At 57.8% G+C, this 26,513-nt stretch carries 30 protein-coding genes and 1 pseudogene; 8 read left to right on the top strand and 23 right to left on the bottom strand.

Annotated features, from left to right (window positions below; genetic code table 11):
- Positions 1-34: 34 nt before the first annotated feature.
- The 12 genes from ACZCWR_RS36175 to ACZCWR_RS36120 all read right to left on the bottom strand — a co-directional run bounded on the left by ACZCWR_RS36175 (position 35) and on the right by ACZCWR_RS36120 (position 11,774).
- Positions 35-1,180 (bottom strand): Gfo/Idh/MocA family protein, encoded by a 1,146-nt coding sequence (locus ACZCWR_RS36175; RefSeq protein ID WP_487307140.1) that lies wholly within the window; start codon positions 1,178-1,180, stop codon positions 35-37.
- Between the two features lie 42 nt (positions 1,181-1,222).
- Complete coding sequence (locus ACZCWR_RS36170; protein WP_487307139.1) at positions 1,223-2,236, bottom strand: Gfo/Idh/MocA family protein; 1,014 nt, start codon at positions 2,234-2,236, stop codon at positions 1,223-1,225.
- Between the two features lie 86 nt (positions 2,237-2,322).
- Complete coding sequence (locus tag ACZCWR_RS36165) at positions 2,323-2,727, bottom strand: cupin domain-containing protein (RefSeq protein WP_487307138.1); 405 nt, start codon at positions 2,725-2,727, stop codon at positions 2,323-2,325.
- Between the two features lie 34 nt (positions 2,728-2,761).
- Entirely contained in the window at positions 2,762-3,568 is an 807-nt protein-coding gene (locus tag ACZCWR_RS36160; protein WP_487307137.1) for an SDR family NAD(P)-dependent oxidoreductase, read from the bottom strand.
- A gap of 40 nt (positions 3,569-3,608) precedes the next feature.
- The gene (locus ACZCWR_RS36155) at positions 3,609-4,529 is read right to left on the bottom strand and encodes a VOC family protein (RefSeq protein ID WP_487307136.1); all 921 of its coding nucleotides are present in this window, start codon (positions 4,527-4,529) and stop codon (positions 3,609-3,611) included.
- A gap of 82 nt (positions 4,530-4,611) precedes the next feature.
- On the bottom strand, positions 4,612-5,487 hold the full coding sequence (locus tag ACZCWR_RS36150) for a fumarylacetoacetate hydrolase family protein (protein ID WP_487307135.1): 876 nt from the start codon (positions 5,485-5,487) through the stop codon (positions 4,612-4,614).
- Between the two features lie 56 nt (positions 5,488-5,543).
- Complete coding sequence (locus tag ACZCWR_RS36145) at positions 5,544-6,548, bottom strand: ABC transporter permease (protein WP_487307134.1); 1,005 nt, start codon at positions 6,546-6,548, stop codon at positions 5,544-5,546.
- A complete protein-coding gene (locus ACZCWR_RS36140) occupies positions 6,545-8,059 on the bottom strand; it encodes a sugar ABC transporter ATP-binding protein (RefSeq protein ID WP_487307133.1) in 1,515 nt (504 codons plus the stop codon). Before ACZCWR_RS36140 ends, ACZCWR_RS36145 begins: the two co-directional genes overlap by 4 nt.
- Positions 8,056-9,021 (bottom strand): ABC transporter permease, encoded by a 966-nt coding sequence (locus ACZCWR_RS36135; protein WP_487307132.1) that lies wholly within the window; start codon positions 9,019-9,021, stop codon positions 8,056-8,058. Before ACZCWR_RS36135 ends, ACZCWR_RS36140 begins: the two co-directional genes overlap by 4 nt.
- A 45-nt stretch (positions 9,022-9,066) precedes the next feature.
- Positions 9,067-10,170: a sugar ABC transporter substrate-binding protein gene (locus ACZCWR_RS36130; RefSeq protein ID WP_487307131.1), complete on the bottom strand. Its 1,104-nt coding sequence runs from the start codon at positions 10,168-10,170 to the stop codon at positions 9,067-9,069.
- Between the two features lie 79 nt (positions 10,171-10,249).
- Positions 10,250-11,446, bottom strand: a complete 1,197-nt coding sequence (locus tag ACZCWR_RS36125; protein ID WP_487307130.1) for an MFS transporter — start codon at positions 11,444-11,446, stop codon at positions 10,250-10,252.
- 31 nt (positions 11,447-11,477) lie between these two features.
- Positions 11,478-11,774, bottom strand: a complete 297-nt coding sequence (locus tag ACZCWR_RS36120) for a hypothetical protein (protein ID WP_487307129.1) — start codon at positions 11,772-11,774, stop codon at positions 11,478-11,480.
- 105 nt (positions 11,775-11,879) lie between these two features.
- On the opposite strand from ACZCWR_RS36120, the gene ACZCWR_RS36115 reads away from it, so the two are divergent.
- Positions 11,880-12,671 carry a GntR family transcriptional regulator gene (locus tag ACZCWR_RS36115; RefSeq protein ID WP_487307244.1) on the top strand — a complete coding sequence of 264 codons (792 nt, stop codon included), beginning with the start codon at positions 11,880-11,882 and terminating at the stop codon, positions 12,669-12,671.
- A gap of 13 nt (positions 12,672-12,684) precedes the next feature.
- On the opposite strand, the gene ACZCWR_RS36110 is transcribed toward ACZCWR_RS36115, so the two are convergent.
- On the bottom strand, positions 12,685-13,569 hold the full coding sequence (locus ACZCWR_RS36110; protein WP_487307128.1) for a sugar phosphate isomerase/epimerase family protein: 885 nt from the start codon (positions 13,567-13,569) through the stop codon (positions 12,685-12,687).
- Between the two features lie 119 nt (positions 13,570-13,688).
- Here ACZCWR_RS36110 and ACZCWR_RS36105 point away from each other — a divergent pair, with 119 nt between their 5' ends.
- A complete protein-coding gene (locus ACZCWR_RS36105; RefSeq protein WP_487307127.1) occupies positions 13,689-14,771 on the top strand; it encodes a LacI family DNA-binding transcriptional regulator in 1,083 nt (360 codons plus the stop codon).
- Positions 14,772-15,188: 417 nt separating this feature from the next.
- On the opposite strand, the gene ACZCWR_RS36100 is transcribed toward ACZCWR_RS36105, so the two are convergent.
- Complete coding sequence (locus ACZCWR_RS36100) at positions 15,189-17,342, bottom strand: SEC-C metal-binding domain-containing protein (RefSeq protein ID WP_487307126.1); 2,154 nt, start codon at positions 17,340-17,342, stop codon at positions 15,189-15,191.
- A gap of 242 nt (positions 17,343-17,584) precedes the next feature.
- On the opposite strand from ACZCWR_RS36100, the gene ACZCWR_RS36095 reads away from it, so the two are divergent.
- Positions 17,585-18,445 carry a hypothetical protein gene (locus tag ACZCWR_RS36095; RefSeq protein WP_487307125.1) on the top strand — a complete coding sequence of 287 codons (861 nt, stop codon included), beginning with the start codon at positions 17,585-17,587 and terminating at the stop codon, positions 18,443-18,445.
- A gap of 51 nt (positions 18,446-18,496) precedes the next feature.
- Positions 18,497-19,111: a hypothetical protein gene (locus tag ACZCWR_RS36090; RefSeq protein ID WP_487307124.1), complete on the top strand. Its 615-nt coding sequence runs from the start codon at positions 18,497-18,499 to the stop codon at positions 19,109-19,111.
- 559 nt (positions 19,112-19,670) lie between these two features.
- On the opposite strand, the gene ACZCWR_RS36085 is transcribed toward ACZCWR_RS36090, so the two are convergent.
- From ACZCWR_RS36085 to ACZCWR_RS36060, 6 genes are all read right to left on the bottom strand, one after another.
- Positions 19,671-19,970, bottom strand: coding sequence for a type II toxin-antitoxin system RelE/ParE family toxin (locus ACZCWR_RS36085; RefSeq protein WP_487307123.1), 300 nt, complete (start codon positions 19,968-19,970; stop codon positions 19,671-19,673).
- Positions 19,967-20,209 carry a type II toxin-antitoxin system ParD family antitoxin gene (locus ACZCWR_RS36080; protein WP_487307122.1) on the bottom strand — a complete coding sequence of 81 codons (243 nt, stop codon included), beginning with the start codon at positions 20,207-20,209 and terminating at the stop codon, positions 19,967-19,969. Before ACZCWR_RS36080 ends, ACZCWR_RS36085 begins: the two co-directional genes overlap by 4 nt.
- Positions 20,210-20,427: 218 nt before the next feature.
- Positions 20,428-21,180, bottom strand: coding sequence for a hypothetical protein (locus tag ACZCWR_RS36075; RefSeq protein WP_487307121.1), 753 nt, complete (start codon positions 21,178-21,180; stop codon positions 20,428-20,430).
- A gap of 95 nt (positions 21,181-21,275) precedes the next feature.
- On the bottom strand, positions 21,276-21,500 hold the full coding sequence (locus ACZCWR_RS36070) for a hypothetical protein (protein ID WP_487307120.1): 225 nt from the start codon (positions 21,498-21,500) through the stop codon (positions 21,276-21,278).
- Between the two features lie 45 nt (positions 21,501-21,545).
- On the bottom strand, positions 21,546-21,737 hold the full coding sequence (locus ACZCWR_RS36065) for a hypothetical protein (RefSeq protein WP_487307119.1): 192 nt from the start codon (positions 21,735-21,737) through the stop codon (positions 21,546-21,548).
- A 657-nt stretch (positions 21,738-22,394) separates the two neighbouring features.
- The gene (locus ACZCWR_RS36060; protein ID WP_487307243.1) at positions 22,395-22,604 is read right to left on the bottom strand and encodes a Gfo/Idh/MocA family oxidoreductase; all 210 of its coding nucleotides are present in this window, start codon (positions 22,602-22,604) and stop codon (positions 22,395-22,397) included.
- On the opposite strand from ACZCWR_RS36060, the gene ACZCWR_RS36055 reads away from it, so the two are divergent.
- Positions 22,515-22,727, top strand: coding sequence for a hypothetical protein (locus ACZCWR_RS36055; protein WP_487307246.1), 213 nt, complete (start codon positions 22,515-22,517; stop codon positions 22,725-22,727). The two genes, ACZCWR_RS36060 and ACZCWR_RS36055, sit on opposite strands and share 90 nt — an antisense overlap.
- Here the strand turns inward: ACZCWR_RS36055 and ACZCWR_RS36050 are convergent.
- Entirely contained in the window at positions 22,700-23,011 is a 312-nt protein-coding gene (locus ACZCWR_RS36050; protein WP_487307118.1) for a Gfo/Idh/MocA family protein, read from the bottom strand. The two genes, ACZCWR_RS36055 and ACZCWR_RS36050, sit on opposite strands and share 28 nt — an antisense overlap.
- A gap of 27 nt (positions 23,012-23,038) precedes the next feature.
- Here ACZCWR_RS36050 and ACZCWR_RS36045 point away from each other — a divergent pair, with 27 nt between their 5' ends.
- The 3 genes from ACZCWR_RS36045 to ACZCWR_RS36035 all read left to right on the top strand — a co-directional run bounded on the left by ACZCWR_RS36045 (position 23,039) and on the right by ACZCWR_RS36035 (position 24,667).
- A complete protein-coding gene (locus ACZCWR_RS36045) occupies positions 23,039-23,611 on the top strand; it encodes an alpha/beta hydrolase family protein (protein ID WP_487307242.1) in 573 nt (190 codons plus the stop codon).
- 298 nt (positions 23,612-23,909) lie between these two features.
- On the top strand, positions 23,910-24,377 hold the full coding sequence (locus ACZCWR_RS36040) for an antitoxin PaaA2 family protein (RefSeq protein WP_487307117.1): 468 nt from the start codon (positions 23,910-23,912) through the stop codon (positions 24,375-24,377).
- Positions 24,374-24,667 carry a type II toxin-antitoxin system RelE/ParE family toxin gene (locus tag ACZCWR_RS36035; RefSeq protein ID WP_487307116.1) on the top strand — a complete coding sequence of 98 codons (294 nt, stop codon included), beginning with the start codon at positions 24,374-24,376 and terminating at the stop codon, positions 24,665-24,667. The genes ACZCWR_RS36040 and ACZCWR_RS36035 overlap by 4 nt, the downstream gene beginning before the upstream one ends.
- A gap of 228 nt (positions 24,668-24,895) precedes the next feature.
- Here ACZCWR_RS36035 and ACZCWR_RS36030 read toward each other — a convergent pair whose 3' ends face one another.
- Entirely contained in the window at positions 24,896-25,129 is a 234-nt protein-coding gene (locus tag ACZCWR_RS36030; RefSeq protein WP_487307115.1) for a hypothetical protein, read from the bottom strand.
- Between the two features lie 250 nt (positions 25,130-25,379).
- A pseudogene (locus ACZCWR_RS36025) lies at positions 25,380-26,261 on the bottom strand (manganese catalase family protein).
- Between the last annotated feature and the right edge of the window lie 252 nt (positions 26,262-26,513).

The raw sequence follows: 26,513 nt of genomic DNA, 5'->3' as shown, positions 1-26,513 counted from the left end.
TCCACGCCCGCATGCCGGGCTTAGCGCTGCATGATCAGAACACCGTCTGCAAGGTCTGGGTCGCACCGGTCTCTGCTGAACGGAACGCGGCTTCTATGATCTCGATCACATGTCGAGCATGTTCCGCAGTCGCGACGGAGGGCTTTCCATCAACAACCCAGTCGACTAGCTGCATAACGTCGGCAAAGACGTGCTGCTCGGGTATATCGCGGTGCGCTCCTGTGATGTTCGGCAGAATCCATTCATTCCCACCAAACCCCGCGCGTGTTCCTCGATCGGGTGCGGAAATCGCGACCTCACGATTTTCGTAATCGAACGGCGTCCCGTTATGCAGTAATCCGGAGATTGTTCCCCGGGTTCCAAAATAAGTCCCGCTGAAGTCGAGGGAATCCCGCAAGCCGCCAGCCGCGGTGCCATAGACAACGGCAAACAGTCCGCGGCCGAAGTCCAGCAGCATGATAGTGTTGTCATCGCATTCGGTCACGATGGTTTTGTCTTTGAAGGTTCGCTCGGGAAGACGAACGGCGGAAAGCGCGGTCACGGCTCGCGCAGGACCGAGAATGCCTGTCAAACCATGCAAAGCGTAGACCGCCATGTCGTAGAGTGGTCCGCCGCCAGGTTTTTTGAAATACCAGCCCGGATCGATTGGCGTCTTTCCCGGCGCATTGTCTCGCTCAGGCTCGTCTTCATGGTAATTCTCGAATGCCGCGCCGCAGATCGCCCAAGCGAGCGTGCCCAGGGTACCATCTTCCACCATCCGCTTGATCGCTTGGTTGTGCGGCCTGAGCATTTCTCCTGGCGAAGCCACGATTCTGAGGTTGCGTTCATTTGCAAGCGCGATCAGTTCATCCGCCTCAGCCGTGCTCACCGTCATCGTCTTGTTGAAGTGAACATGCTTTCCGGCCAGCAGTGCTGCTTTGCCCTGCTCGAAGTGGATGCCAATCGGAGTGGCTAACGTGACTGCGTCGATATCAGCCTCGCTAAGAAATTGTTCATAACTCGTGAAGGCCTGCGCGATGCCAAATTTTTCGGCCGCGCCACGCACTCTCGTTTCAACGGGGTCACACAACGCCGTCAATTCCACTCTATGCGTGATGTCGCGTTGGATCAGATGTGGGATAACCCCTCGAAGGCTGACCGTTCCTACTCCGACGACGCCGATCTTAAGCGGTGTTGTCATTCTCTCTTGCTCCTTGCATACATAGATTGTCGTGGTATCGCATCAAGCTCGTTCGATGCTTACGCGCTTACCCGTTTTCATGGATTCGAGCACAGCTTCTGTCGCAAACAAGGCGCGCTGCGCCTCCGCTACGCTTACGGCGGGAGCACGGCGGGCGTCCAATGATTCGAAGAAATCCGTGAGTTGAGACAGGTAGGCATCCGCGTAGCGTTCGAGGAAGAAATTTAGCGGCCTTGCCGATGCCAGTCCTCGTGAACCGCCGTGCAGCACAAGCGACTCGAGCTTGTTTCCAGCCTGAAGCATGCCCCCCGAACCCAAGACTTCCACACGCTGGTCGTAGCCGTATGTCGACCGGCGACTCTCCGAGATCTGGACGAGCTTACCTGTGGTCGTAGTCAGCACGACCGCCAATGAATCGACATCACCGGCTTCGCCGATGCATGGATCGATAAGACAGCTCCCTGTTGCGAATGCCGTACAAAGATCTTCGCCAAGTAACCAACTGGCCAGGTCCACATCGTGACTGGTCATGTCTCGGACGAGGCCGCCCGATGCACGGACGAAATCGATGGGAGGAGGAGCCACGTCGCGATTAACGATGAACACCTGCTCGGGATTACCGATCTCTCCTGCGTCGATCCGGTTCTTCAGGTCTCGGTATATCGGGTCATACCTTCGCATGAAACCAAGTGCAAAGGGTACGCCTGAAGCCTCGACCACCCGAAGCGAGGACAGCACACGTTCCCGGTCGATGTCGACGGGTTTCTCGCAAAAAATCGCTTTGCCCGCTCGGGCAAGCGTCACAATCAGTTCCGCGTGAGTGTTCGTTGGCGTAGCGATTATGGCAGCCGAAACATCGGTATCAGCGAGTATTTCGTCGAGTGTACCGGGCTGTCCGCCAAAGCTCGCGGTCAGAGCGTTGCAACGATCCGCGTCTACGTCCATCACGTATTTCAGTTCGACTTGGCCCAGTTGCGAGAGCGCTCGGGCATGCACGACGCCGATTCTTCCGGCACCGAGCAACGCAACCTGCCTCTTCGATTCCTTTGCTGTCATCGGCATCATTTCCTAATCTATGGTTCCTTTGCGCGACGCTGCTTGAGCTAGCCGCGCAACTGCAACTGCAACCGCAGCGAGCAACCTTATTCAGTAATGGGCACTTCCTCCAGCACTTCGTCTTGGTAGCCTGGTTCCACTGGTTCCTGATAGCTCACCGAAAACGAGAATGCGCGCACACCTTCGTCGGTCGTCGGCCAGATGCTGTGCGGGACCTTCGGCGGGATGTAGATGAGATCGCCCGGTTTGACCTTTTTGGCCTCCTGTTCGATCTGCACGACAGCCTCGCCGATAAGGATGTAATAGAACTCGTGCGTATCATGTGAATGCGGCGTCGCTCGGGTGTGCGCAGCAATCGTCCACTCTTCGACCGCCTCGAGATAGGTTCCCTGAGTCTGCTCGAATAGCGAGAACTTCGGGAACAGACCCCAGACCTTGACGTTGTCATGCATCGATACCGGGGCTACCGTGTCTTTCGAGCGAATATCCATTTGCTAACTCCTTGTGAGGTTGATTCTTACGTGTTCATTCGGCAGTCCATCCGCCATCTACCATCAACGAACTGCCCGTTACCATGGCGGACGCATCGCTTGCGAGGTAGAGCACCGCGCCCATGACGTCTTCCATCGTCGCCATCCGGCCGAGTTTGATGCGGGCAAGCACGTCCTGTTTAAAGACTTCCGAAGCGAGAAAATCCCGCGTCATCGGCGTTTCGATGAAGGTTGGACATATTGCGTTCACCCGCACGCCGTGCGGCCCCAGTTCAACCGCCATGGCTTTCGTTAGACCCTGAATGGCATGCTTAGAACTGCAATAGACGGTTCTCATCGGCGCACCGACATGTCCCATCTGGGACGACATGTTGATGATGGAACCCGGCCGACCCGCGGCAATGAGCTTCACCGCCACGAACTGCGCCACGAAAAACGCGCTTCGTACGTTCAGACCCATAACAGCGTCGAAATCGTCCATGGTCACGTCGACGAATGCAGCAGGACGATTCGTTCCCGCGTTATTGACCAGAATATCGAAGGGCCCGTTCTCGCCCAGAATGTCATTCAACGCGGTGCGCAGCCGGGGTAGATCAGTGACGTCCAACTTCGCTGCATGTGCCATTCCGCCGCGTGCGCGCATCGCTTCGGCTACCGCCTCAGCTTCTAACAATGAGCGAGCTACGACGGTTACGTCCGCGCCGTATTCGCAAAGCACTGACGCAGCAGCAACGCCAATTCCCCTGCTGGCGCCAGTCACGAGCGCGCGTCTGCCCCCTAAAGAAAAGCTTGGCGCACGAGGGAGCGCGGATGTTTGCTGCATGATCTGGGATGAATCCATGGCAACTGCCTGTGCTCAGTTCAATTGATCTTTCCGCCCGCTATTTTTCGGACGAGGTGTTATCTGCCGATTCGTAGTTAACAGCAAAGTCGTCGGGTGGCTCCGGGCCCCATACATAAAAAGAATCTTCACCAGGATGATTGGCCCAAGGCCAATCGAGACCAGCAGGGATGAAGTCAATATCGAACGAATATTCTGCGTAGCTGCCCCATGGATCGCGCACGTAATGAAAATAGTTCGATCCCAACACGTGCCTGCCGAGGCCCCATCCGCGCTTATATCCGCTGCGCCTCATCTGTTCCGCACCCAGTCCAACCTCGTTAATGCTCCCGACGTCCCACGACATATGGTGGATGCCCGGTCCTTCTGATTTGACAAAGGCGGCGAGATGATGGTCGCTACCATATGCGCCATGCAAAAATGCAATATCGGAATCCGAATGATCGGACAGCTTGAGCCCGAGAACCTTGATGTAGAAGTCCATCGCCCTTCGCACATCGCCGGTAAAAAACAGGACATGCGAGAGATAACGCGGATAAACGCGAGGCGCCGCGCTTCGGCTAGGCGCGGCCCCTGTTCCCAGCGGCGTGGCCGCAACCTCGGCCGGAGACGACTTCGCGTCGGGGGAAGACTTTTCCCGTATCGCGATCTGCAACGGGACACCATCGGGATCCATTAGCCAGAAGCCGCCGGCTTCCGCGACTTCGATCGCTTGTTCGTGAGGTGCGCAGAGCGGTACATTCAGCAACGCCACTCTTCTCTCGACCGCCTCATAGTCAGCTGGATAGATGCCATAGCGCACGTACAAAAGCTTCTTCTCTAAGCCAGCGAGCACGCTGAGCCACACATGCTCGCTGTCGAACGTTCCAACATGCAACGCGTCCCGTGGGGAATCGCGGGTGCACCTGAGGCCGAACGCTTCAAAAAAGCGCTGTGCTTCCGTCAGATCTGGAACCGACATGACGACACGGTCGATAGAGTGGACCGACCCTAGTCGGTCCGTGCGAACGCCTGTTGCAAGCATTCCCATACGGCACCTTTTTTTAAGCTACCTGCTGCGACGAGTGCGCGTCAACGATGGTATTGCTCAGCACGCCAAGACCTTCGATCTCGACTTCAACTACGTCGCCGGGCTTCATGTACACACGCGGATTGCGCGCATGACCCACACCGGAAGGCGTCCCTGTGACAATGACATCGCCCGCTTCGAGCGTAATTGCCTGACTGATCGTCTCGATAAGCCGCGGCAGATTGAACACCATATCGTCGAGCAAGGCACGCTGCATCACCGTTCCGTTGAGCCGGGTTTCGAGCGTGCGCCCGCAGCCACCGTCGGGAAACTCGTCCGGCGTGACAAACCACGGTCCGAACGCTCCAGTGCCATCAAAATTCTTGCCGACAGTCCACTGCGGGGTCTTGAACTGAAATTCTCGGACCGTCACGTCGTTGAAGATCGCGTAGCCGGCCACATGCTCATAGGCGTCTGACGCAGGGATGTGACTTCCGCCTTTTCCGATCACCGCCGCGAGTTCGCCTTCGAAATCAAGCGAGTCGCTGAACGACGGACGATTGATATTGCAGCCATGCGCGGTGAGGCTCGTGCCAACCCGGATAAACAGCGTCGGATAGTCAGGCTGTTTGAACCCGGACTCCGCTGAATGGTCATGATAATTTAGACCCACGCAGATAATCTTCTTGCTTGCGGAAATCGGCGCAAGATAGGTTATTGCCTCCATATCCAGACGCTGACCGTCTCGTGCTACCGCATCGAACGCCTTCGAAAGCAACGCCGGATTCAGGAGCACCTTCTCCGCTCCGCCTTGCAGATCCGCGTGCGTCAGCGGCAAGCCCTGCCACGCATCATTGACGTATGCAGCAAGGCCTTCTCCATTACCGTTTCGATACCGAACAAATCTCATGAATGACAATCCCAAAAGTATTTTTCAACGTGATCAAAGTGCGAACCGGCTTTGCGTTATTTCACCAGACTCATTTTTCGTCGGTCGATCGTTGCGGTGACCGCCGCCAGAATCACGATGCCGTAGACCAGATCCTGACTGGTGGGCGGCAGTCCCACGACCACTGAACCCACTCGCAGAAACGCTGCAGAGATTCCGCCGATCACGCAGACCCCGACACCACCGATGCCGCCCGAGATTGACGTACCGCCTAGCACCACACCGACGATGGCAGGTAGAAGCATGGTCTGCGCAAGCGTCGGAGAACTGAAGAGAGTCTGCGATACGTACAGAATGCCCGCTAGCGCCGCGCACATGGAGCAAAGCGAGAACACGATGACTCTGACCTTGAGCGCATCGATGCCCGACATGCGCGCCGCGCGCTCGGATGTACCGATGGCGTAAATGTGTCTTCCGAGACGCAAGTAACGAAGCGTCAGCGAGAGAAGCAACCAGACAACGGCGACGAGGAAAACGCACGCGGGCACGCCGAACAATGTCCCGTTGAGCACGTCTAGAATCCGGAGGTTCCCTTCCACCGGAAGAGCCGTGGCTTTGGTCACAAAGAGAGCAACACCGGAAAGAAGGCCCAGGGTGCCAAGGCTGATCGCGAACGACGGGACCTGAAACTTTCCGTGAACATAGCCTTGTGTGGCCCCGACTATTCCGGCTAGCGCGACGGCGAGCGGAATCGACCACGACCCGAGTTGTGGCGCGGCCAGACTGACTATGACGCCCGACATGCTTGCCATCGCGGCCGCCGATAAATCGATGCCTCCCAGCAGAATCGGCAAGGCGCTGCCGAGCACGAGAAGCAAAAGCGGCGCGGCATCGATCGAGAATGAGACGAGCGATCCGGGAGACAATGTTCCCGGAGAAATCACGCCCACGACGAGCAGCATGATCGCGAGCACTAATGCCGGGGCGAGGCGACGTAATAGTTCCCGGCCGTGATCATGTCTCCGATCGCGCTTTCGCTCCACGACTTTGCTGGTCTCGATGGGAAGTTCATTGAGTCTCATACCATAGCCCTCACGATTTGCTCCTCGGTCGGCCGGTTTCGGCTAATGTCGCTGAAGACCTCGGAGAATTGCCCGTCGCGCATCACCGCAACCGTGTCGCTGAGCAAGAGCACTTCGTCTAGCGTGTCAGCGACGAAGACGATCGACAGCCCTTCGTCCGCCAGATGGCGCATCGTTTCGAACAGATCGGCGCGGGCGCCAGGGTCCAGACCTCGCGTCGGATGATCCAGCAGTAGCAACCTGAGATTCCGCCCCATGAGCCATTTGCCAAGCACCGCCTTTTGCTGGTTCCCGCCGCTCAGCTTCGAGATGTCTTCGTGTATCGACGCCGTCTTGACTTTCAGGCGCTTAGCCCAGTCGCTTGCGACCGCACGTTCCTTGCGCCGGTTCGCCACAAAGCCACCAAAGCCGAAATCGAAACCGAAACTGAGCGTCATGTTCTCCAGCACCGACATGCCCGCGAGCATTCCCTCTTTTTTGCGCTCGGCGGGCAGGTAGCCCACGCCCTTCTGTACGGCGTCCGTCGGCTTGTGCGGCCGGAACGGCTTGCCGTCGAGCACGATCTTGCCGTCGGTTACCTCGTCGATACCGAAGAGGCCACGACACAGCACTTCCGCGCCTGAGCGCTGCACGCCGATTAGCCCGAGTATTTCGCCCTCGTTGACGGTAATGGAGAAAGGTCCCGCATCATTGTTGAAACGCACGTCGTCGAGAACGAGCCGAATGTTCGTTGATCGTGGTGCTTCATTTTCTCGCGTCGCCGTGCTGCGCTGTTTGCCGACCATGAGTTCGTAGAGTTCATCGGCGTCGACTCCACCTCGCATGCGTTCGGCCACGCGACGACCGTCACTCATCACATAGACTCGATCTGAGAGCGTCAACACCTCGTCCATCCGATGACTAATGAAAACGATCGACGCGCGCGAGCGAATGCGATTGATTTGCGTGAAAAGATCATCGATCTCCCGGGACGTGAGCATCGACGTGGGCTCATCGAACATGATGACAAGGTCATCCTGGATCATTTCCTCTAGCGCGAGAACCTTGGCCAGTTCTACCATCTGACGCTGACCGAACGAGAGCTTCTCCACTAAAGTGTCTGGCTTGATATCGAGCTCGATCTTTTCGAGCTGACGCCGGGCCGCGTCGAGTAATGCGCGCCATCTATACCAGCCGTGCTGAACAAAGGACGCCGATTTGTCGATGAAGATGTTCTCGGCGACCGTCAGATTGGGAATTAGCGACTGCTCCTGATGCACGAGTCCCACGCCGCGGCTTGCGGCGTCGACGGTCGACCTGAACGAGACCGGTTTGCCCCTAAGAATGAGGCTACCGCTATCCGGGTGTTGGACGCCTGCCATCGTCTTCATCAGCGTGGACTTGCCCGAACCGTTCTGGCCGATAAGACCAACGACCTCGTTTCGTTCGAGCCGCACGCTGACGTCGTCGAGTGCCGTCACCGGGCCGAAGCGTTTAATCAGGCCTTTGACTTCATACACTGCGTCCGTCATTTCGCAACCCTCATCTTTTCGCGCAAGCTCCACGAGCCGCCGATGACTGCCAGAATGATCGTCGCGCCCTCGACGACCTGAGTGATCAACGGGTCGACGCCAATCTGCAAAAGGCCGTTCTGGATGACGTTGAGGATTAATACGCCGGTCAGCGACTGAAGAATGCCGCCTTTGCCACCGCTCAGAAGCGTCCCGCCGATAACTGCGCCGCTGATCGACGGAAACAGCAAGCCCTCTCCAGCCTGCGAGCTTCCGACGCCCAACTGCGCCGCCAACAGCACGCCGCACACGGCCGATAGCACGCCCGAGATCGCGAAGACAGCGATCTTCATCCGGTCGACGTGGAGACCGCCGAGCCGGCACAGATTTTCGTCGCCTCCTATGCCGAAACTCACACGGCCAATGGTCGTTCGCCTTTCGATCACCAGCCCCGCCAGCACGATGAACACCGCGCAATAGACGATGCCGCTCAAGCCCAAATGCTTGTCCAGCGCGATCGACAGAAAGGAGGCATCGTGGATTTGCGGCTGCATCGACGGAAACAGCATCGTGGCGAGACCGCGTGCGGCGAACCACGTTCCCAGCGTCACGATGAGCGACGGAACCCTTGCCTTCGCATACACGATTCCGTTGAAAAGCCCCAGCGCCAAGCCGCTGCCGATCGCAAGCAACAGCGCGAAGCCTAGACTGTCACGCGCGTTGACTGAGTTCGCGACGAAGAGCCCAGTGAGAATGCACGCGAGCGAGGCAAGCCCTTCGATCGACAGATCAATCGACCCCTGAACGATGACAAATGAAAGACCGACCACTGCGATGCAAGGAACGGCACTCGACTCGATGATCGCGACGAGATTGGCGACACTGGCGAAGTTGCTTCCGGCCAGGCTGAAGAACACCACGAGCGCAAGCAGGGCGACCAATGGTCCCGTGTTGCGAACCGGCAGGGTTAATTTGGAAGACATGACCCGTCCTTAAAAGCTATCGGAAATCGCCGACTCAAAACGTCCCTACTTGGCGGCGGTGTCTGTGATAGGGCCCGACGAATAAGTCCACATGTCGGTCTTCAGCTTCTGATAGGTGAATTGCGACGGATCGAATTTTTGGTCGAGGAATTGGTCGACGTTCGTCTTTGTGACGAGCGTCTGCTTGAGATAAAAGCTGCGTTGCGCATGCGTGAGCTTCATCAGATCGATATCTCCAGTCGCTACACCGTAGGCGAGCGCCGTCGAGACTGCGCCAAGCGCTGCCCCATCGACTTTCATCGTCGAGACGATCTCGCCTGACTTGATGAGTCGCAGGACGTCGGATTGCCCATCGCTGCCTGTCACGGGAATCTTTCCTGCCAAACCCTTCTCGCGCAGCGCGGCCAGGGCGCCGAGCGCCATCAGATCGTTCTCAGAGAAAATACCCTTCACCTTGTCGCCGTACTTCGCGAGCTGGCCGCGCACGATCGTCTGGGCCTTCGTTTGTCCCCAGTCGGCATACTGGTTATCGAGGATAGTCATGCCCGGGCATTCCTTCACTGCGCGCTGAAATCCCGCGAAGCGCTGCTTGGTAGGAGGGTTGTCTGCTACGCCCTGCAGCACCAGCACGCCACCGGTTCCGCCGATCGACTTGCAGAGTGCCATGCCGTTCTGATAGCCCGAGTCGACGCCATCGAAAGAAATATGAGCAACCCAGCTCTGCGGGTTCGTGTCCCACGGATGAATGTTCTCCGGACGATTCCAGAACGTGATGACCTTCGCGTCCGCGCGGCTCGCTCGGTCTACGATCGCCTTGGTGAATGCGTTGGATACGGGGTCCATCATCGCGACGCAATCCTTGCAACCGGCTGAGAAAATCGCGCCATAGTCCTGGAGAAACTTCTGCCCTTGAAATTCGCTCACGAGCACGTTGAGTTTCGTGTTCACCGAATCTGCGACCGCTTTCGCTCCCTGCACCTGCGCATTGCAGTACTCGCTCGACTCGGTGGCGATGCCATAGTAAATTCCGGGTACTTTTGCGGCCATGGCGGACATGTGAGCCAAGCTCGTGGCGAGTAACGCGACGGACACCGTGCGCTTGATGACCGCGTAACGGCGATGGTTTAACTGCAGCAGGCTGGGCTTCATTGCGTGTCTCCTTGAAACGAGTGTTTATTCTGTTAAGGCGCGCATTCGCGTCGCCTTGACTTAACGTTCGACCAACGTGTCATGGCGATGCACAGGGGCAAGCCTGATTACGTAAGCCGAGGGCAATCGAAATACCTAGCGGAATGAAGCCGCAAATGGCGAGCGCCGCGCCGATCCACACTACTCCGATCACCGGCAACCCCGAAGCGACGAAAATACCGGCGAGCCACGCGCCAAGCCCGTTGGCTACGTTGAATGCCGAGTGAGTCAATGCGGAAGACAAGGTCTGTGCACGCCCGGCAACGTCGATGAGACGTGCCTGCACTGCCGGCACGATGGCGAGGAATCCGCCGATCGCGAAAATATTCGCGAGCGCTAACGGCAGATGCGCACTCGTCACCGCAAAGGTTGCCAGCATCGCCGCACCGAAGAAGAGCGAGCCTGCGATCGTCCGGTCGCGAGACCAATCCGCGAGCCGTCCGCCGACGAGCGAGCCAATAGTCATTCCAACGCCCAGCAAAGCCAGGCACCAGGGCACGGCAAGCGGCGGCACGTGCGTGATGCCCGTCAGAATGGGCGTGAGATAGGTGTAGAAGGCGAACATGCCGCCGAACCCCACTGCGACGATGCCGAGCGTGAGCCACACGTGCACGTTACGAAATGCGGAGAGTTCGTTCATGACAGTTGAGCCGTCCGAAGGCGCACGCGGCACGACGAGCAGAATCGCCGCACAAGTAATTAGCGCGATGGCCGCAACGAGCAGGTACACGATCCGCCATCCGAGCGACTGGCCAATCCAGTTGACAAGCGGCACCCCGACGATATTGGCGACAGTCAGCCCTAACATGACATGCGCGATTGCACGGCCACGCCGGTGGCGGGGCACAAGACCGGCAGCAACTAAGGCCGCGACGCCAAAGTAGGCACCGTGTGGAAAGCCAGCAAGCATCCGAGCAGCCAGCAACGAATCGTAATTCGGTGCAATGGCGCTCAGCAGATTACCTATCGCATAAGCCAGCATGAATACGACCAGCAGCTTGCGTCGCTCGATGCGAGGAAAGATCAATGTCAGCACAGGCGATCCGATCACCACACCCAATGCATAAGCGGTCACGATCCACCCTGCTTTGGGGAGTGACACCGCCATTGAGTCCGCGACCGCCGGCACAATGGTCATCGACGCGAATTCGCCAATACCGATTGCTAGCGTGCCGAGCGCTAAAGCGGCTTCGGCAAGCATGCTGACGGAGCGAGCGTCGCGGGCAGGATCGGTCATTCGTCTTTCCAGTGTCATCGGGAGGATGTGCCTAACGGATTTCCAAACGGTCACGCGCGGACGCAAGGAAGTGCACGATGCTGCTCATTCCTGCGGGCGCGACCTTGAAAGCGTCCCCGGCGTCTTCAATCAATCCGCACTCGATCAGGTCACCTAACTCCTGCCGACCGGGAAAGCCGGATGCTCCGAGTTGCAACAGCAGGTCCGGCGTTAGCAAGGCTCCCGGTGCGAGTCTCGCGCTCTGGATGGCGACAACAAGTTCGCGACAGGCTGTACCTGAAGCGATCGCAAGGCGGTGCTTGGTCAATTCCGTTGGTAGCTTCTTCACGACCGTCTCCGGAGTGCCATTGAATGTCATGAGTCAAAATATATTATTTGCTTCACAATACATTAATTAGGAAAAACCCGAGCTTTGTGCGCGAGCGTAAGCTTGGTGTACAATTTCATCGAAAAATATATTTTTGTAGTTGAGCGTCTCGTATCCGCCCAATGCGGGGTGCGCTCTCAACCGGATGCGTTAATGGCCCACAAAAAAACCTTGTCCGAGACCGTCTTCGACGGATTGCGGGCGGACATCCTCAGTTGCCGGCTTGCCCCTGGCACGCGACTTCGTATCAGTGACTTTTGCGAGCGCTTCGAAGTCAGCCTGCCCGCCGTACGAGAAGCGCTGTCGAAGCTTTCCGCCGAAGGGTCAGTCATTTCGGAGCCGCAACGCGGTTACCGAGTGGCGCCGGTGTCGCTGGAGGATCTGCAGGATTTGACCGAGACGCGGATTGACTTGGAGACGCTCTGTCTTGCCAGATCCATCGCGCGCGGCAACATCGATTGGGAAACGCGGATTGTGGCTGCCATGCACCGACTGGGGAGAACGGCGTACCGAACTCCCGACGACCCGACTCGCCTCAACGACGCCTGGTCGGAGGCTCATCATTCGCTGCATGAATCGCTCGTGTCCGCGTGCGGCAGCGAACGGCTTTTGCGCGTTCGTGCGCAGATGTACGAGCAGGGAGAGCGGTATCGCCGGTTATCCGTTCCGCTCTACAAACACGACCGGGATGTGCACGCGGAGCACACGGCCATCGCGACCGCTGCGCTCGAACGCGATACCGAGACGGCTACCGCATTGATGACAGAGCATCTACGCACGACGGCCAATATCCTCGTCGAGGGGCTAAAGGCATTGCTGGTCGAAGACACGCTAGGCAAGGATGCCATTACCGCTTGAGGCGGACGTGGGTTCAGCCCGCGTACAGGCGGGTACCGTCCATGTCAAATCCGGCCAGACTCATGGCGTTTCGGACGGACAGTGCGCTCTTACGTCCGGCTTCGCTGGGTGTCAGCGTGGCGGCGACATCGGAGAACACCTCAGCGCCCACGCGCTGCAGACCACCCTTCTCTCTGAGTACCTTCAGCGCGGGTGTGATCGGGAGTTCGCCCTCTCCCGCAAACAGCCGATATCGCAGGGTGTCTTCCATCATCGTCGGCGCCTGCTGTTTCGTCAGGGCGTCGCTGATCTGGACGGTGGTAACCCTGCCGGCCGCAAGCGATTGCAGCAGCGCAAGATCCGGATTGCCGCGGTTAAAGTGCCACGTGTCCAACACGATTCCGGCTTGGATCGCCCCCGCAGCGTCAAGAATCGCAACCGCAGCTTGCAGATCAGGCACACCGAGAAATGGCATCGGTTCGAGGTCTACCCAGATACCGAGTTCATGCGCCCTGCGGTACAGATCAGCAAAGCCTTCGACGACGATCTCCGGAGCCACTGTGTTCGCTTCGAACGCGGCGCACGCGAGGATGCTCGTTATGTTCATCGACACGCAGATCTCGACGGACTCATCGAGCGAGATCATGTACCGCGCACGCATCTCGTCGTCGTAACCCTCCATCCGGCCACTCGGCGCCCAGCCCGTGAGAGAGTCCAGATGACGGACGGGAACACCGTGATTCTCGGCGTAGGCACGAAGATCTTGCGCGCTTTGTCCGCGCGCTACCTCGTCGATATAGGTGATCGGAGAAATTGCCACACTGGAGAAGCCGCCGGCTACCGCCGCGTCGACGTGATCGCGAAAGCGCAGATGCCTGATCGGCGCGGGCCAGAAAACGAAGTCGATATTGGAATCCATGGCACTTTGGTCCCGAGTGTTTGAGAAGGTCGTACGTCGGTTGATGTCTCCAATTTAACGCTAAACCGCTGTGCAAACAGTTTGCAAATGCTAACTACTTTCCCTATCGGGGAATCTCAATGACGGACCACGATGCAGCAGGGGCGAAAGAAACGAGCAGGCACAACGGGCCCAATACGGGCGAGCGCGTACGGTTAAGCGACATCGCCACGTATGTGGGGCTTTCGATATCGACCGTCTCGCGCGCTTTAAGCGGACACGCGGGGATCAGGGACGAGACGCGACAGGCCGTGCACGACGCGGCGGCAAGTCTCGGCTTCCGGTTGCCGGTCACCGGCCGCCGCCCTCGCAAGGCCGCGACTCGGCTTGTCGGCGTCGTGGTGAGTGCACTTCATAACAGCTTCATAACCCAGCTTCTGACGAGCCTAGATGACGAGCTAAAGTCGGTCGGATACCAGATGATGCTGATGATCGATTCGATGGACGATTCGCGAAATCTGTTCGCATTTCGCCCCCTTATCGATGGGTATCTCGATGGCCTCATCTTCGCTACTGCGACGCTGGATTCGATCTTCGTTCAAGAGATGCATCAACGAGGCATGCCGATGGTCCTCGTCGTGCGGGGAGTGGACGACGTCGATGTCGATCTAGTCGAGATCGATAACGCGCGCGCCGGGGCGATGGCCGTCGAGCATCTTCTTTTGCTAGGCCATCGCCGGATCGGTCTGATCCTCGGCCCGGAAAATACGTCGACCAGCCGGGACCGGTTGATTGGCATCGAGCGACGGATGGGGGAATTAGGGTTTTCTACCACTTCGCTCAACGCCCGCTGGGGCGACTACACGACCGGAGCCGGGCTGGCTCACGCGCTCTCGATGTTCGACTCCGATTTGCCTGTGACTGCCATCATTGCCGGCAACGATACGATCGCGCTGGGTGTGCTTGACGCAGCACGACGGCGGGACATCTCGGTCCCCAAGGAACTGTCTGTAATCGGTTTCGACGACATGCCGCTCGCATCTTCGGCGCTAGTGGAACTCACGTCGATCCGACAACCTGTTGAGACGATGGCGCGCGTTGCAACGCGTCGGTTGATCGAGCGCATCCAACATCGAGGACTCGTTGAACCGTCCCGCGACATTTTGCCAATCACGTTAATTAAAAGAGGGTCGACGGACTTAGCTCGACAGCTGAAGCGTTGATGCGGAGGTGAGCGGTTTTCAAGGTGACGTTCCAGACGAGTTAGGCCGTTAGAGCCGACTTCGGACCGTGCAGGTATTGGCGCACATTCCCGACATAACCACATGGCCGGATTCCATCCGATACGTCGCAGACGACGAGGAACGTGGCCGACCGTCCGCCTCCGGCTCAAATCGACCCCTTTCTGTCAATCATCATTCACGGCTGAATGACGGCTATGCGGCGGGTTCCGGTCGGTGAGGACGGCACACTCAGTTCACCGTCTCGTCTGGATTGCGGTCACCGGGGGCCAGCAATCTCCTGCGTCCAATGATAGGTCTCAAGCGTACCGCTGACATTGACAACGCTCCGGCAGTTGCCTGGACATCGCAAGATGCGCAACGGCATAAGGCGCACAGCGCGACGCCTCGTACCCTCGTCTAGTTCAAGCAGCACTTCTTGTACTTGCGCCCACTGCCACAGTGGCACGGCTCGTTTCTCCCGAGTTTTACGCGCCCGACCTCTTTTATGTATTGAGGAAGCACATCGCGAACTCGAGCCGCCGGCTTCATGTCCGCGGTTAACCCGTCCATCTCTTCCGAGGGCTCCCACGGAAAGTCCAACGTGACACCGAACTGGACTTTGCCATCCGGGTTCACGGAGACTCCGAACCACTGCGCTGCGTGTTGCCGATACTTGCGTTTGGCACAGTGGGTCTCCAGCACGGTAATCGCCTCGGGAGACGGAGTTGGATTGCAATGGAAACTAACCCCGCACGCTGGTGCGCTGCTCGATGCAAGGGTCACGTCGTGTCGCCTCCCGTCGAGCCGCGTTTGCCGCGTGATGGCCTCAAGCGCGCGATGGACGTTCATACACGAATCTTCGTCCATCGAAAGCAGATGGAATCCGAGCTCTAGCGTTGCCGGGTCCGCCTTGTTTTCGATCTCCTTGACGAGTCGCTCGTAGTGCGTTCCGCGCATCTTGGTAAGAATGCCAACCGGCGTTTCGTCTCCTGGCTGGTTATCCCTGCGGACCAGCATCGCCGTGTCTAAGTCTTGCGCGATGGAGTCCTCGAGTATGACACTGTCGTGCTCTTCGTCCAGCCACAGATTCTGCTTCAGGTGGTAGCCCAGCACAGTCAACTCGTGCCCACTCATCAGCTTGTCCGAGACGCCCACACGCAGCTTGACATAGCTCAGGAGTCGCAGCGGCGCCGTCAGCATCTCCGTCAGCGTGTCGAGAAAGAACACGTCCATTACGAATGGCGGCCGGATAACATTGGTGGTCTGGAATTTCAGGAACTGGCTCGCCTGAAAGGCCAGAGCCGGATAGTGTTCCGACACGAGGCTGAACAGGAAGACCTCTTTGATGCTCGCGGGCAAGCCGATTTCTTTCTCTTTGTCGTCCACTAACCGACATCCACCAGCGAGAATCTCATTGGCGCAAGTCCAACCCTGATTGTAGGAATCTTGGATGGCGGCAGCGAAGTCCGCCTTCAACTGGTTGTCGTTTCCCTTTCGCGCCGCGATGGTGAGCTTCTTCGCCTTCGCCTGCACGATGATGAGTCGGTCTGCGTAAATGACCATAACATCAGCCTCACTCACGATGTCCTTGCCGCGATGCAGATTCACATTTGTATAGACGTGCTCGTGGCCGAAAACCCCGGCTAGTCGGCGCGCAGCGAACTGCTCGGTGAAGGCGCCGCGGTGCTTGGCGGCCGTCGGGCGGTAGGGCTTATCGTCCCACATCCAGAAGAATGGAGACTCATACAGCGCTTCGTAGATGGCGTAATGCGAGAAAAGTAAAACTGTCTCACGATCGGTCGGAAGTAGCGGCCAGGCGGTGACCTCATTGAAGTCACCTACTTCTTGGAACGAAGCGTTGCCGCCTGTATAGAGGAAAGCTTGGAAGAACGCTTCAGCGACATCCCGCGCAAGTCCACTGCGGAATGCCACTTCATCCAAAGAGAACTCGAATGCAGGCAGCCAAGTCTCCGGCTGGATCTTGGTAGCTCTTGCCTCCGCGAAGAGCCGCGTTCCCTTTTCGTCCATCAGCGTACACATCGTCTTGGCGATGGTCCTCGCTTGACCAGAGGTAAAGCCCTTTGCTTTGAGCATCCAGTCGTCATCGGCCCCGTACTTCTCGGGCACAAGGTCCCTGTACTGAAAGGCGTAGGCCGACTCGGTACCATAAAAGATGGGCTCTCGTATCCCCGGGCCGTGCCACGGGTCTGGCAGTTCAGTCCCATCCTTCATCGCTTCAAACATCGCCGAAAACATCGGATAGGACATCGCATTGTGAAGCTCTAGCATAAGCGCGTCGGTGCGTTCGACGTAGCTCTCGACCACATCAGACGGCAGCGGAGACAAGTCCAACGGCCTCTTGGCCATTAAGCCTATGAGCGTTGTCAATTCCGTCCGAATCAGCCGCTCGCTACTGAACAATCTGTCCATGTCGGACGATTTCAGATCGCCCTCCACATGGATAACGTTGTCGCGATTACAGATGTACGCGACCACGTGAACGTATCCAGACGACGCAGTTAGCGTGGCAAGGTCCTCAAGAATTTGGGACTCTTCCCGCGGTTTCTTCATGGCTCATCCTTTCGGAATTAAAGGAATTTCTTGCGAACTCACCTCGTGCTGAAACAACTGCTACTCGTGAAAATTTGTGATTATTGCTGTGCGGCTTCGCTACTCCCGCTAAATCATATGATCCAGCCCTTTAAATCAACCATGCCGCCTCCACATATACGTTCCGCTTGCGAAAAGACAGGCTGACAAACTTGCCCACTGCGCGTGACGTCGTCACGCAACGTTATCGAGGAGAGACCACCGTGCTGAACATGAATTTCTGGATCACAAACCTGCTCATGCCTGGCGACCCGCAGAACGTGAGCGTCGCCACTCCGCACGGTGGCTGGCAATTCGTGCAGGTGCCCGGGTTCGCGAAGCACAGCGCAGCCATCCGGGGTGCAACCGCTGCGCGTCCGACGATGCCGCCTGTCGCCGAGACCTATTTCCTGCAGGACACCGCCGGCGCAGACGATTTCCACCGCATCGAAACCGAGGTGACGCCGATCCTGCTCGCGGCGACTTACGCCACCGGCCTGAGCGTCACGAGCGAGCGCGCCACGAGAAATGGCGGGCCAGCCCTTGTCCAGCCATCGGAGCACTGGCCCCGCGCCCGCGGGCTGGGCGCACCGTCCCCCGTGGTCAACACCCTCAGCGAATTCGTCCATCTTGTGGAGGCCTTTGTACGCGCATGGCCGGCGGCCGGGCAGACCGAGAAGGCATTGCTGCTCGTACACCACTGGCTCGATTCGCTGGGCTGTTGGTCGATGGAGGACCTGTACCTGAGCGCGACAACGTTGCTTCAGGTCGTCGTCGCGACCGAGGCGACGAAGCAGGGCAAGGATGATTTGAAATTCTATCGCGGTCTCACGGATGCCGCGACCCGCATGGGCATCACTGCGCTAGGCCCGAACTTCAAGGACATGCGTAACGAGCTCGTGCACGACGGGCGGCTGATCGGCTCGCGTTTTGCAGGGCCGGACAAGGCCGCGTGTGCCGCAGTGGTGGTCGACGTGCTGAACTGGTTCGACACATACGTGCACGCGGCTCTGGCCCTCGGTCCGGTCGCGAAGACGCGTTTTCGCGCGATCGACCTCGCCTCGCTGAACGCCTATTCGATTTAAGCCGGCCACGCCTCGGGGCACGCACTCCGGCGGCACCAATTGGGCACACACATGAAGAACTTAGGCATCGACCAGGCACTTCAGACCAAGAACCGGTCGAAGCGGGGCGTGGCTCTCCATGAAGCCGGACACTTTGCCGTGGCGAAGCAACTAGGATTTGCGGTGCTGGGCCTGACGATTCGCCGTGATCATCCGCGACTTGAGCTCCACTCGGGCCACGCGCACATCGGTACTATTTCTCCGATCGCCAACGATACGGACCTCGAGAACTACCTCCGTGCGCGGATCGCCGTTCTACTCGCGGGCGGTCTGGCGCAGGCTTTCGATGGCAGCACCGTCAATGCGCGACGCTTGGTCGAGATTCGCGAGGACAACGCTGCCAACGACATGGGCAAGGCGCGTGAATTGTTTGTGCTCCACCTGAACCGGCGAATCGCGGAGGGGGAAGACCATGAGTTCGCCCAGTCCGACAGTTGGGAGCGACACCCCTTCTGGCAGCAATGCGAGGACTATGCCCTTACGATCCTACGGGAGCACTGGTTGGCGATCGAGCGTATCGCGGCTGATATCGAGAAGAATGTGCATAGTCACTGTTGGAACTACGACCCGCCGCTTGAACGGATACTTGCGCTTGGATGGCCCGGTGACGGCGCAGCCACGACGTGATTTTCCTGCCCGTCCGGCGATAACTCTCGCGCGGTAGTTCAGCAGATTCCAGCGACGCAGTGAAGGATGCGCCAGGCTAGCGTCGGCTTCACGATGGAAGCTCGTTCACCGCTATTTCATCGCTCGGGGCTACCAGTCGGAAGAATCCCTCGACCCCAAGATGAGAGCGTGCGGCTGGTGGCGGCCGCATGTATCAGGCAGGTCATGCGGTATCTCGAACTCGCATTCCTAGCCTCATCGCGCTTGCGGGAGCCGCTTTGATGAGCAGGGCCACAGGGCCGGTATGCGACAAACTTTGGTCACTCGACGTCACGGCGCGAACGGCCCTTGATGGCCGGGATGAGACCGACGAGCGACTATTCTGAGTTCTGGAAAGCAGTGGGTATTAGTTTATTAGTTCGCCGATGAACGAAGTTCAAACTCCTCCGTTCGCGCCGTTGCGCAGACCAATTTGAAGGCTGGCATTTCCAAGTACATAAAAAACGACATCGTGTGATCCGTGAAAACTCGACGTGTGGGGGTCGGGATTGGCTTTGGGCTAACAGCAGCTCGACTTAGGCTAGTGCGCGCTCAGGTGCTGAGACGGATCCATGCGCTGATGAAGGATACGGATGACATCAATCAGCTCGTCTGTTTCCTTGAAAAACAGTACGTGTGATCCGACAAGCACGCGGCGGTAATCGGCACGTATATGCGAAACCGACTGACTTGGTTGTGTGCCTTTCGCCAATCCAATGATTGTGTCTTGAATCATCCGGACGTACCGCTCGGCCTGGCTCAAACCCCAGTGTTCGGCCGAATAGTCCCAAACGTCGTCAAGATCTAACTCTGCTAAAGGCGATAGAACAAAATTTCTCACGTCGCCAACTTCCGCTTTCGTTCAATGAAGGCATCAAAGTCGAACGGCTTGGACGGTCCAGACTGTTCACCACGCTGGAGTTCGGCGCGCAGGACATCAAGTTTCGCCTCTTGCTCTTCGAGCAGGCGCAGACCGGCGCGAACTACGTCGCTTGCGGTGTTGTATCGGCCCACACGCACGCGGTTTTCGACAAATTCGGCGAAGTGGTCGCCGAGCGAGACAGATGTATTCTTGCTCATGATATCGACTCCAAGAAGATCAATGATACCAAGATTTGGTATTTCGCAACACTCTTGGAAGAATTATGGAGGTGCTGCCGGACTTAATGGTCCTCTCTGTCACGAACCAAGTCGCCCTGCGTGCGTCGTGCGTAGTAGCGGGCAACCTTCTCGACCACCCGCGGCTTTTCCGCCTAGACGTAGATCGTAGTTGTCTGGAGCGACGCGTGTCCTAGAACCTACTGCACGACACCCACCGGCACTTCATCGGCAACCGACTGCGTGCCGAACGTGTGCCGAAACGCGTGGGCATTCGCCTGGCCGAGCCGCATCCGATAATCCAGGCCAACCCATGCCAACCCATGCATCTTCTCGACCAGATCGTTCAACATCCGTCCGATCAGCCGGTTTAGACCATCGGCGGTGTACCCCGCTTCCTTCTCCCCCGGTGAAACCTCAGGCTCGACTTTGAGAGCGTCAGTGTTCTGGCTCTGCCGGTGCCGCCGCCGTGACGCGTCGGTCCACGGAATGATGACTGGCGCGAGCAGCGGCCCACCTGGCCTTTCGCTCAAAACCGAATCATCGAATGCTTTTTGCCGGTCGGTCCAGTGAGCGCGCAGCGCTTCGAGCGTGGCGCCGCTCACTGGTACTGTGCGCTCACGCCGTCCCTTGCCGACGATTGTCAGCTCCCACACCGGCCGCACGAGTGTCCCGTAGGATGACGGGCTCAAGTTTTCACGTCGAGCAATCGCCGCTTCCTCACGCCGCAGACCTGAGTCACCCATCAACAGGATCGCCGCCCGCACCGCTCGCCACTGTACCGCTCCCTCACTGGTAGATCGCGTATCCAGTTCATCACGCAACTTACGCCACAGCGCGGCCGGCAACGCGCGCTCGATCTTCATCGCACTGGCGCGCTTAAACACGACCGGATCATTGGCCCCCTTCCAAGGATTGCCGCCGAGATGGCGAGGCGACGTCACGAGGTTCATTGGCACCACGCGGCAAGTGTCTGGGGCTGCTACCCAATCATCCGTCACAACAATCTCAAACATTTTTTAGGATGCGACTGTCCGTGTGATGCGGATTAAAGTGATGAATTAGGCTCCGCATGCCAACGTTCAAGGATGACCTGCTGTTGAGCGTAGAGCTCTTTGAGAAGCGTTTCCGCGCGCGCCAAATGCACCGCATCTGTCGCGGGAAAAGTACCCTGATCCAACAGCCTTTGAAACGCTACGATCGACACCTCAACCTCAGCAATGCGTTGCTTTACCGCTTCGAGACTGCGTCCGTCACCTGTACTGTTTGTCATGGGCCCCCCCAACGTTTGGGAACGCGACCGGTCGTGCTTTGCACGTCAGCTGGCGAGAATAACCTGTCGGCGCTCAAACAATGATTCCAAAAGCATCTTTTCTCCGCGAAGCGCTTGCGCTTCTATTGACGTGAGCAAATCGATCTCTGCCAATAGCTCTGCAATGCGCTCTGCAGTATGCGCGATATGCAGCTCAATTCGCGCAAGGCGTTCCCGTTCTGTTGCATCGTCTGGCACGGCTTGTTGTTCTATGTGAGGACGTCATGCCTTGGATCCATGTTCGCCCGTGGATCGGACGAACACACGGTACATCGCTACTGAGCTGAGGCTTTGTAAATCTGAGTTTGGATCTCGGATATTAGCTTGTCTGAGTGCTGGCTTCAGGCCGACATCACTCTTGGTGTGTGTCGTCAAGAATCCTTCGCTGTCGAGACCGACGGACGGCCAGTTTGTTTTTAAGAACCTCCGCCACCGGTCGAGAACCGATGGCTTGCTCAGCCGCTAATGCGCTGGGCTTTCATTGCTTCAAGTCTGAGCAAGCACCGAGATTCAACGAGACGTTCGCGAGTCACGTTTTCTCGATAGAAGCAGGCAATCGCCAAAAGTTTCGTGAAAATCATGAGGCGCGAGTGCGTGGCCTTCTTGCCCTGCGCTCGATCCAGCGACGGCCTTGGGCAATCGGGTGATAGCGTTTCAGCGCGACGACGAAGGCATTCGCACAGCGCCCTGGAAAATTGCTCGTCGCGTCAATTAACGCGCACGACCTATTCACCAACTCAAGAGCAAGACCGTGTCCGAAAGCAGGAGGGAAATCCATACCACGGCTCCGTGGCCACATTCTCACTGGCGCCCCGCGCTATGGCTTCGAGGTTTCCGGTCGCAATTATTAGTCGTTCAGTCTGTAGGCCTACCTTCTCGCGCTGAACGGTAAATTGCAGCCATCAAAACAAGATCTTTAAGACCCTCTTCGCCCGACGTTGATGGAGCCACGTCGCATCGGATGCACTCCGCGAAATGGTCGATCTCCATCGTGAACTGATCCTTGAACTCGAGGCGCAATTCTTCGATCGCTTCGATATCGCCTCGACGCTGTGCGACGCGCATTCGCTGTCCCTTGTAGGCGAAAGCATTTTCCACGTCGATCCAGCAGTTTTCGAGCCGTATTCGCATGTCCTTCGACTCATGGGCGCCATAGCTCGTTACTTGTTGGCAATTGCACCCGACTGAATTTGAAGCATGAAAGCCGCGGTCTCTTCGATCTCGCTATATCTCGGGTCACCCGCAGAATTGATGATCTGTGCGTAGACCTCAACCGGTTCTTCACCAAGTATGTATCGGGCGCCACTCAGACAATACAAGCTGATATCAGGCAAGGCCCCGCTGCCCGCAAGCGCTGCTCGATGTCGCCATTGCTCACCTGAGACCTGCACTTGCGTATTGGTCGCTTCGATGATTCGTGCCCGCCCGAGCTCGCCCGATTGAACGATGCGGGCCGCTTCGTTATTGAACACGTCGAACTGACAACAATATCCGGAGGCATGCGGCACGCCGGAATGTCGTCATTGGCCGAGGCGCTTGCTGCGGTCAATGTCGCCACATTGCGCTATCAGTTTCCGTACATGGAGCGGGGTTCGAAGCGAGTGGACTCGCCCGCCGTTGCACATGCTGCTGTGCTGGCAGCCGCGGCAGAGGCCCGCCGGCGGTTGCCAGCTCTGCCGCTCTTCGCGGGCGGCAGATCGTTCGGCGGCCGCATGACGTCCCAGGCCCAGGCGATCTCGCCGCTCGACGGCGTGCGTGGCCTCGCTTTTGTCGCGTTCCCGCTGCATCCGGCGGGCGCGCCCAACGTAGAGCGGGCACGCCATCTGTCGGACGTCACAGTGCCGATTCTTTTTCTGCAGGGCACGCGCGATAAACTGGCCGAGCTTCACCTGCTGAAGTCGGTGGTCGAGACGCTGGGGCCACGTGTCAAGCTGCATGTGGTAGACGACCCAGATCACTCGTTCCATGTGCGCGCGTCCTCCGGCCGAACCGACGCGGAGGCCGTGCTCGAGCTGGCGCGGACGATGTCGACGTGGTTCTTCGCTGAGAGAGATTTCGTGCGTGTAACCTGAGTAACGCCGGTATTGCCCAGTCCACGCTGTGATCTATTTCGAAGTTTCGTAATGAGCCGAATGTTCGTTAAGGGATCGGATCCTATGTTTGTATGACCGTTCTTTACTCCAGTTCAACGGCAGAAAGCGGTCGACTTTTGCAGCTCGCGGAAGCCGGCCCAACTGAGAAAGAGCTCTTCCTGACAGCTGGTTGGCTGGCCAGCATGAGGCGGCGTTATGACTAAATGCGGGTACTCGTTACCTTCGATCTCGCCACGTGTTACTATTAATCGTGAAAATCTCATCAAAAAGGCGCACGATGAAAACCCTCGACGTCTCCCAGGCCACCGCCGCAGCTCAAGCCGGTGGCGTGCTCAACGCCATCCTGCGGGCCGACGGCGGTCAATTCTTTATCGAGCTGGAGACCCGCAATGCCGGCACCGCTGTGCTCGTTACCTCGAACAATCGCCGACCGCGCGCCTTCCGCAATCCGATCAAGGCACTCGAGGTGATTCGGGATCTCGGCTTGGAAAACGGACGCTTCTCGCTTGAAGCGTGGCGCCCCGCCGAGGCTGAACGCGAGCGAGCGAGCCGGCCCGATCGTGCGGAGGCGATGAAGCAAACGCATTCGAACGCTGCCGCCTACGAAAAGTGGTTCCGCGAGCAGGTCAAGGAATCGCTGGACGATCCGCGACCGAATCTATCGCATGCCCAAGTGCACGAGGAGATGGCGGAGAAGAAGGCCGCCTTACGCAAGCGGCTCGCTGCCAGCGGGGCTAAGTCTTGATCGTCGAGTGGCGCGCTCGAGCCCATGAGGACCGCATTAAGCTTTTTGACTACATCGCAGAGGACAAACCCACCGCTGCGCTCGAGATGGATGACGAGATCGAAGTAAAAACCGACGCCCTACCCGACCATCCCGAGCTTTACCGCATTGGTCGAATACGTGGGACGCGTGAGATGGTCTTGGCGGAAAATTACGTGTTGGTGTACCGAATATTCAAACGAAAGGGCATCATAGAAATCGTACGGATCGTTGGCGCACGACAGAACTATAGGTCGCGGAAGAAGGAGTGAGAAGCGTCTTCGTCAGCGCTCGATTGTCCGCTCGCGCAGACGCTCGCCAGATGAAACAAGCGTTCGAAGCACGATAGTGAGTCAGGTCAGCCTCGAGCCAGTGGCCGAGTCCGACCATGAGAAGCCACTCAGGTTGGACCCGACATGAGCGGCCGCACGTACGAGCATGCGCAAGAGATCCACCAAAGCGCAGACGCAGACGGAAATCCCGACCGCCAGCCAAAAGGCTCAGTCGCCCTGCTTATCAAGATTTTTGCTTGAAGAGTTCGAGCGTTCAGTGTCCTCGTCTTGCGACTGGTCTTGCCCGGATTCCGTCTTCGAGACATTCAGTTCTTCAAGGGTCCTATCAATTTTATCTTTATCGCCGTTTTCAAGCCCTTGGGCTGCCTCATTCTCGGCGTCTGCCTCAGCCTTCGTGTGTTGATCGGAGCCATTTCCACCGTAAGCAGCCTGAATCGTCATATCCACTCCTGTTCAAAATTTAGTAGATCGTGCATCGACCGCGCTGAATTTGCGCGAGTTCGACTAGGCCGTTTAAGCGCCAATCACGACAGGCAAACCCCGAGTAGGTTGACTGGGTTGCGATGAGCCGCAATTTTCCTATCGGTGTACAGTTGGCCAACCCAAAAACTTCAGCATGCTGACCACTCTTTCACCAGCCGCGCTGTTGCTGCGCAGTCGGCTTCTAACTTATAGGAGAAGGCTTAAAGTGTCATTGCGTGGCTTGTGTAGCCATATCCGCACCCAACTCAGCACCTGTGGTCGGCTCCGCCGACGGGTCCGATGCAGTGCGCGTGGCCATAGTTTAAAGAACCTGAAGTTACTGGTCTGAGACGTTCACGGTCGCCGTACCGTCGCCACCATCAACGGCCGGCTGCGGATCCTCGACATTCTCCCAGTCACCGCCTTCATTCCACGAACCACGCATATCACCACCCTTCGACATATTGAAGTAGACGCTCGTGAATTCCGGCATGCCCGGCAACTTGCCTTGGGGGAAGTTTGGCGGGATTGAATGTAATGCTTTTTCGAAGGATTTCTAATGCGCGATTTCACGCGTCATTAGAAAGTTGAGGGTGTCCTTGACGCCTATGTCGTCGGTCACATTGATAAGCCGCTCATAAAAAATCTTCGCGCGCGCCTCGGCAGCGATATTCGAGCGCAGATCCGCGGTGGGGTCGCCGATCGTGTCGATATATGCGGCGGTCCAAGGCACGCCAGCGGAATTGGTTAGAGCAGGTCCGCCGCCATACGATAAAGCGGTTGTGTGTGAGCCATTCCCATGACCGGTCATCGAACGATACAATTCGGCTTCTGTTTCCACCGCTTCGGCGAGCTGCCCCTTTGTTCCCTTGTTCAACATTGCCACGATCGAGCCAATGATTTCAAGATGACTCAATTCTTCAGTCGCGATATCGAAAAGTAAGTCCTTACGGCCCGGATCTTCTTCTGATACTGCCTGCGTGAAATAGCGGCACGCAGCGGCCAGTTCGCCCTGTGGGCCGCCAAATTGCTCAAGAAGCAAATTGGCAAGCCCGGGATTGGGAGCCGCAACGCGGACCGTGTATTGCATGCGCTTATTGTGTATGAACATAGTAACGTCCTTATCCGTCTCGAGTGCGATCGTCGTCCCGCGAAGGACAGTCGCATTCGTCCGGTTGAGTTGGGTGATCTCGCAGGGGCCGGGAAGACGCGTACGCATCGTTGGCAGCATGTTCCTGCACGCCTCAGCGCGACAATTGCGCTGGCTGGGGCGGCCGAAAGTGGGCCGTCGTGGAAGGTGCGAAAATGACCAACAATCGGTTGGCTGAGTTGTGTGCCACGACATGGGAACAACGTTGTAGGT

This window comes from Caballeronia sp. A2-2 (assembly GCF_057612605.2).
The sequence above is the reverse complement of the archived record's forward strand: the minus strand, read 5'-3'. Positions and strand labels throughout refer to the sequence as shown.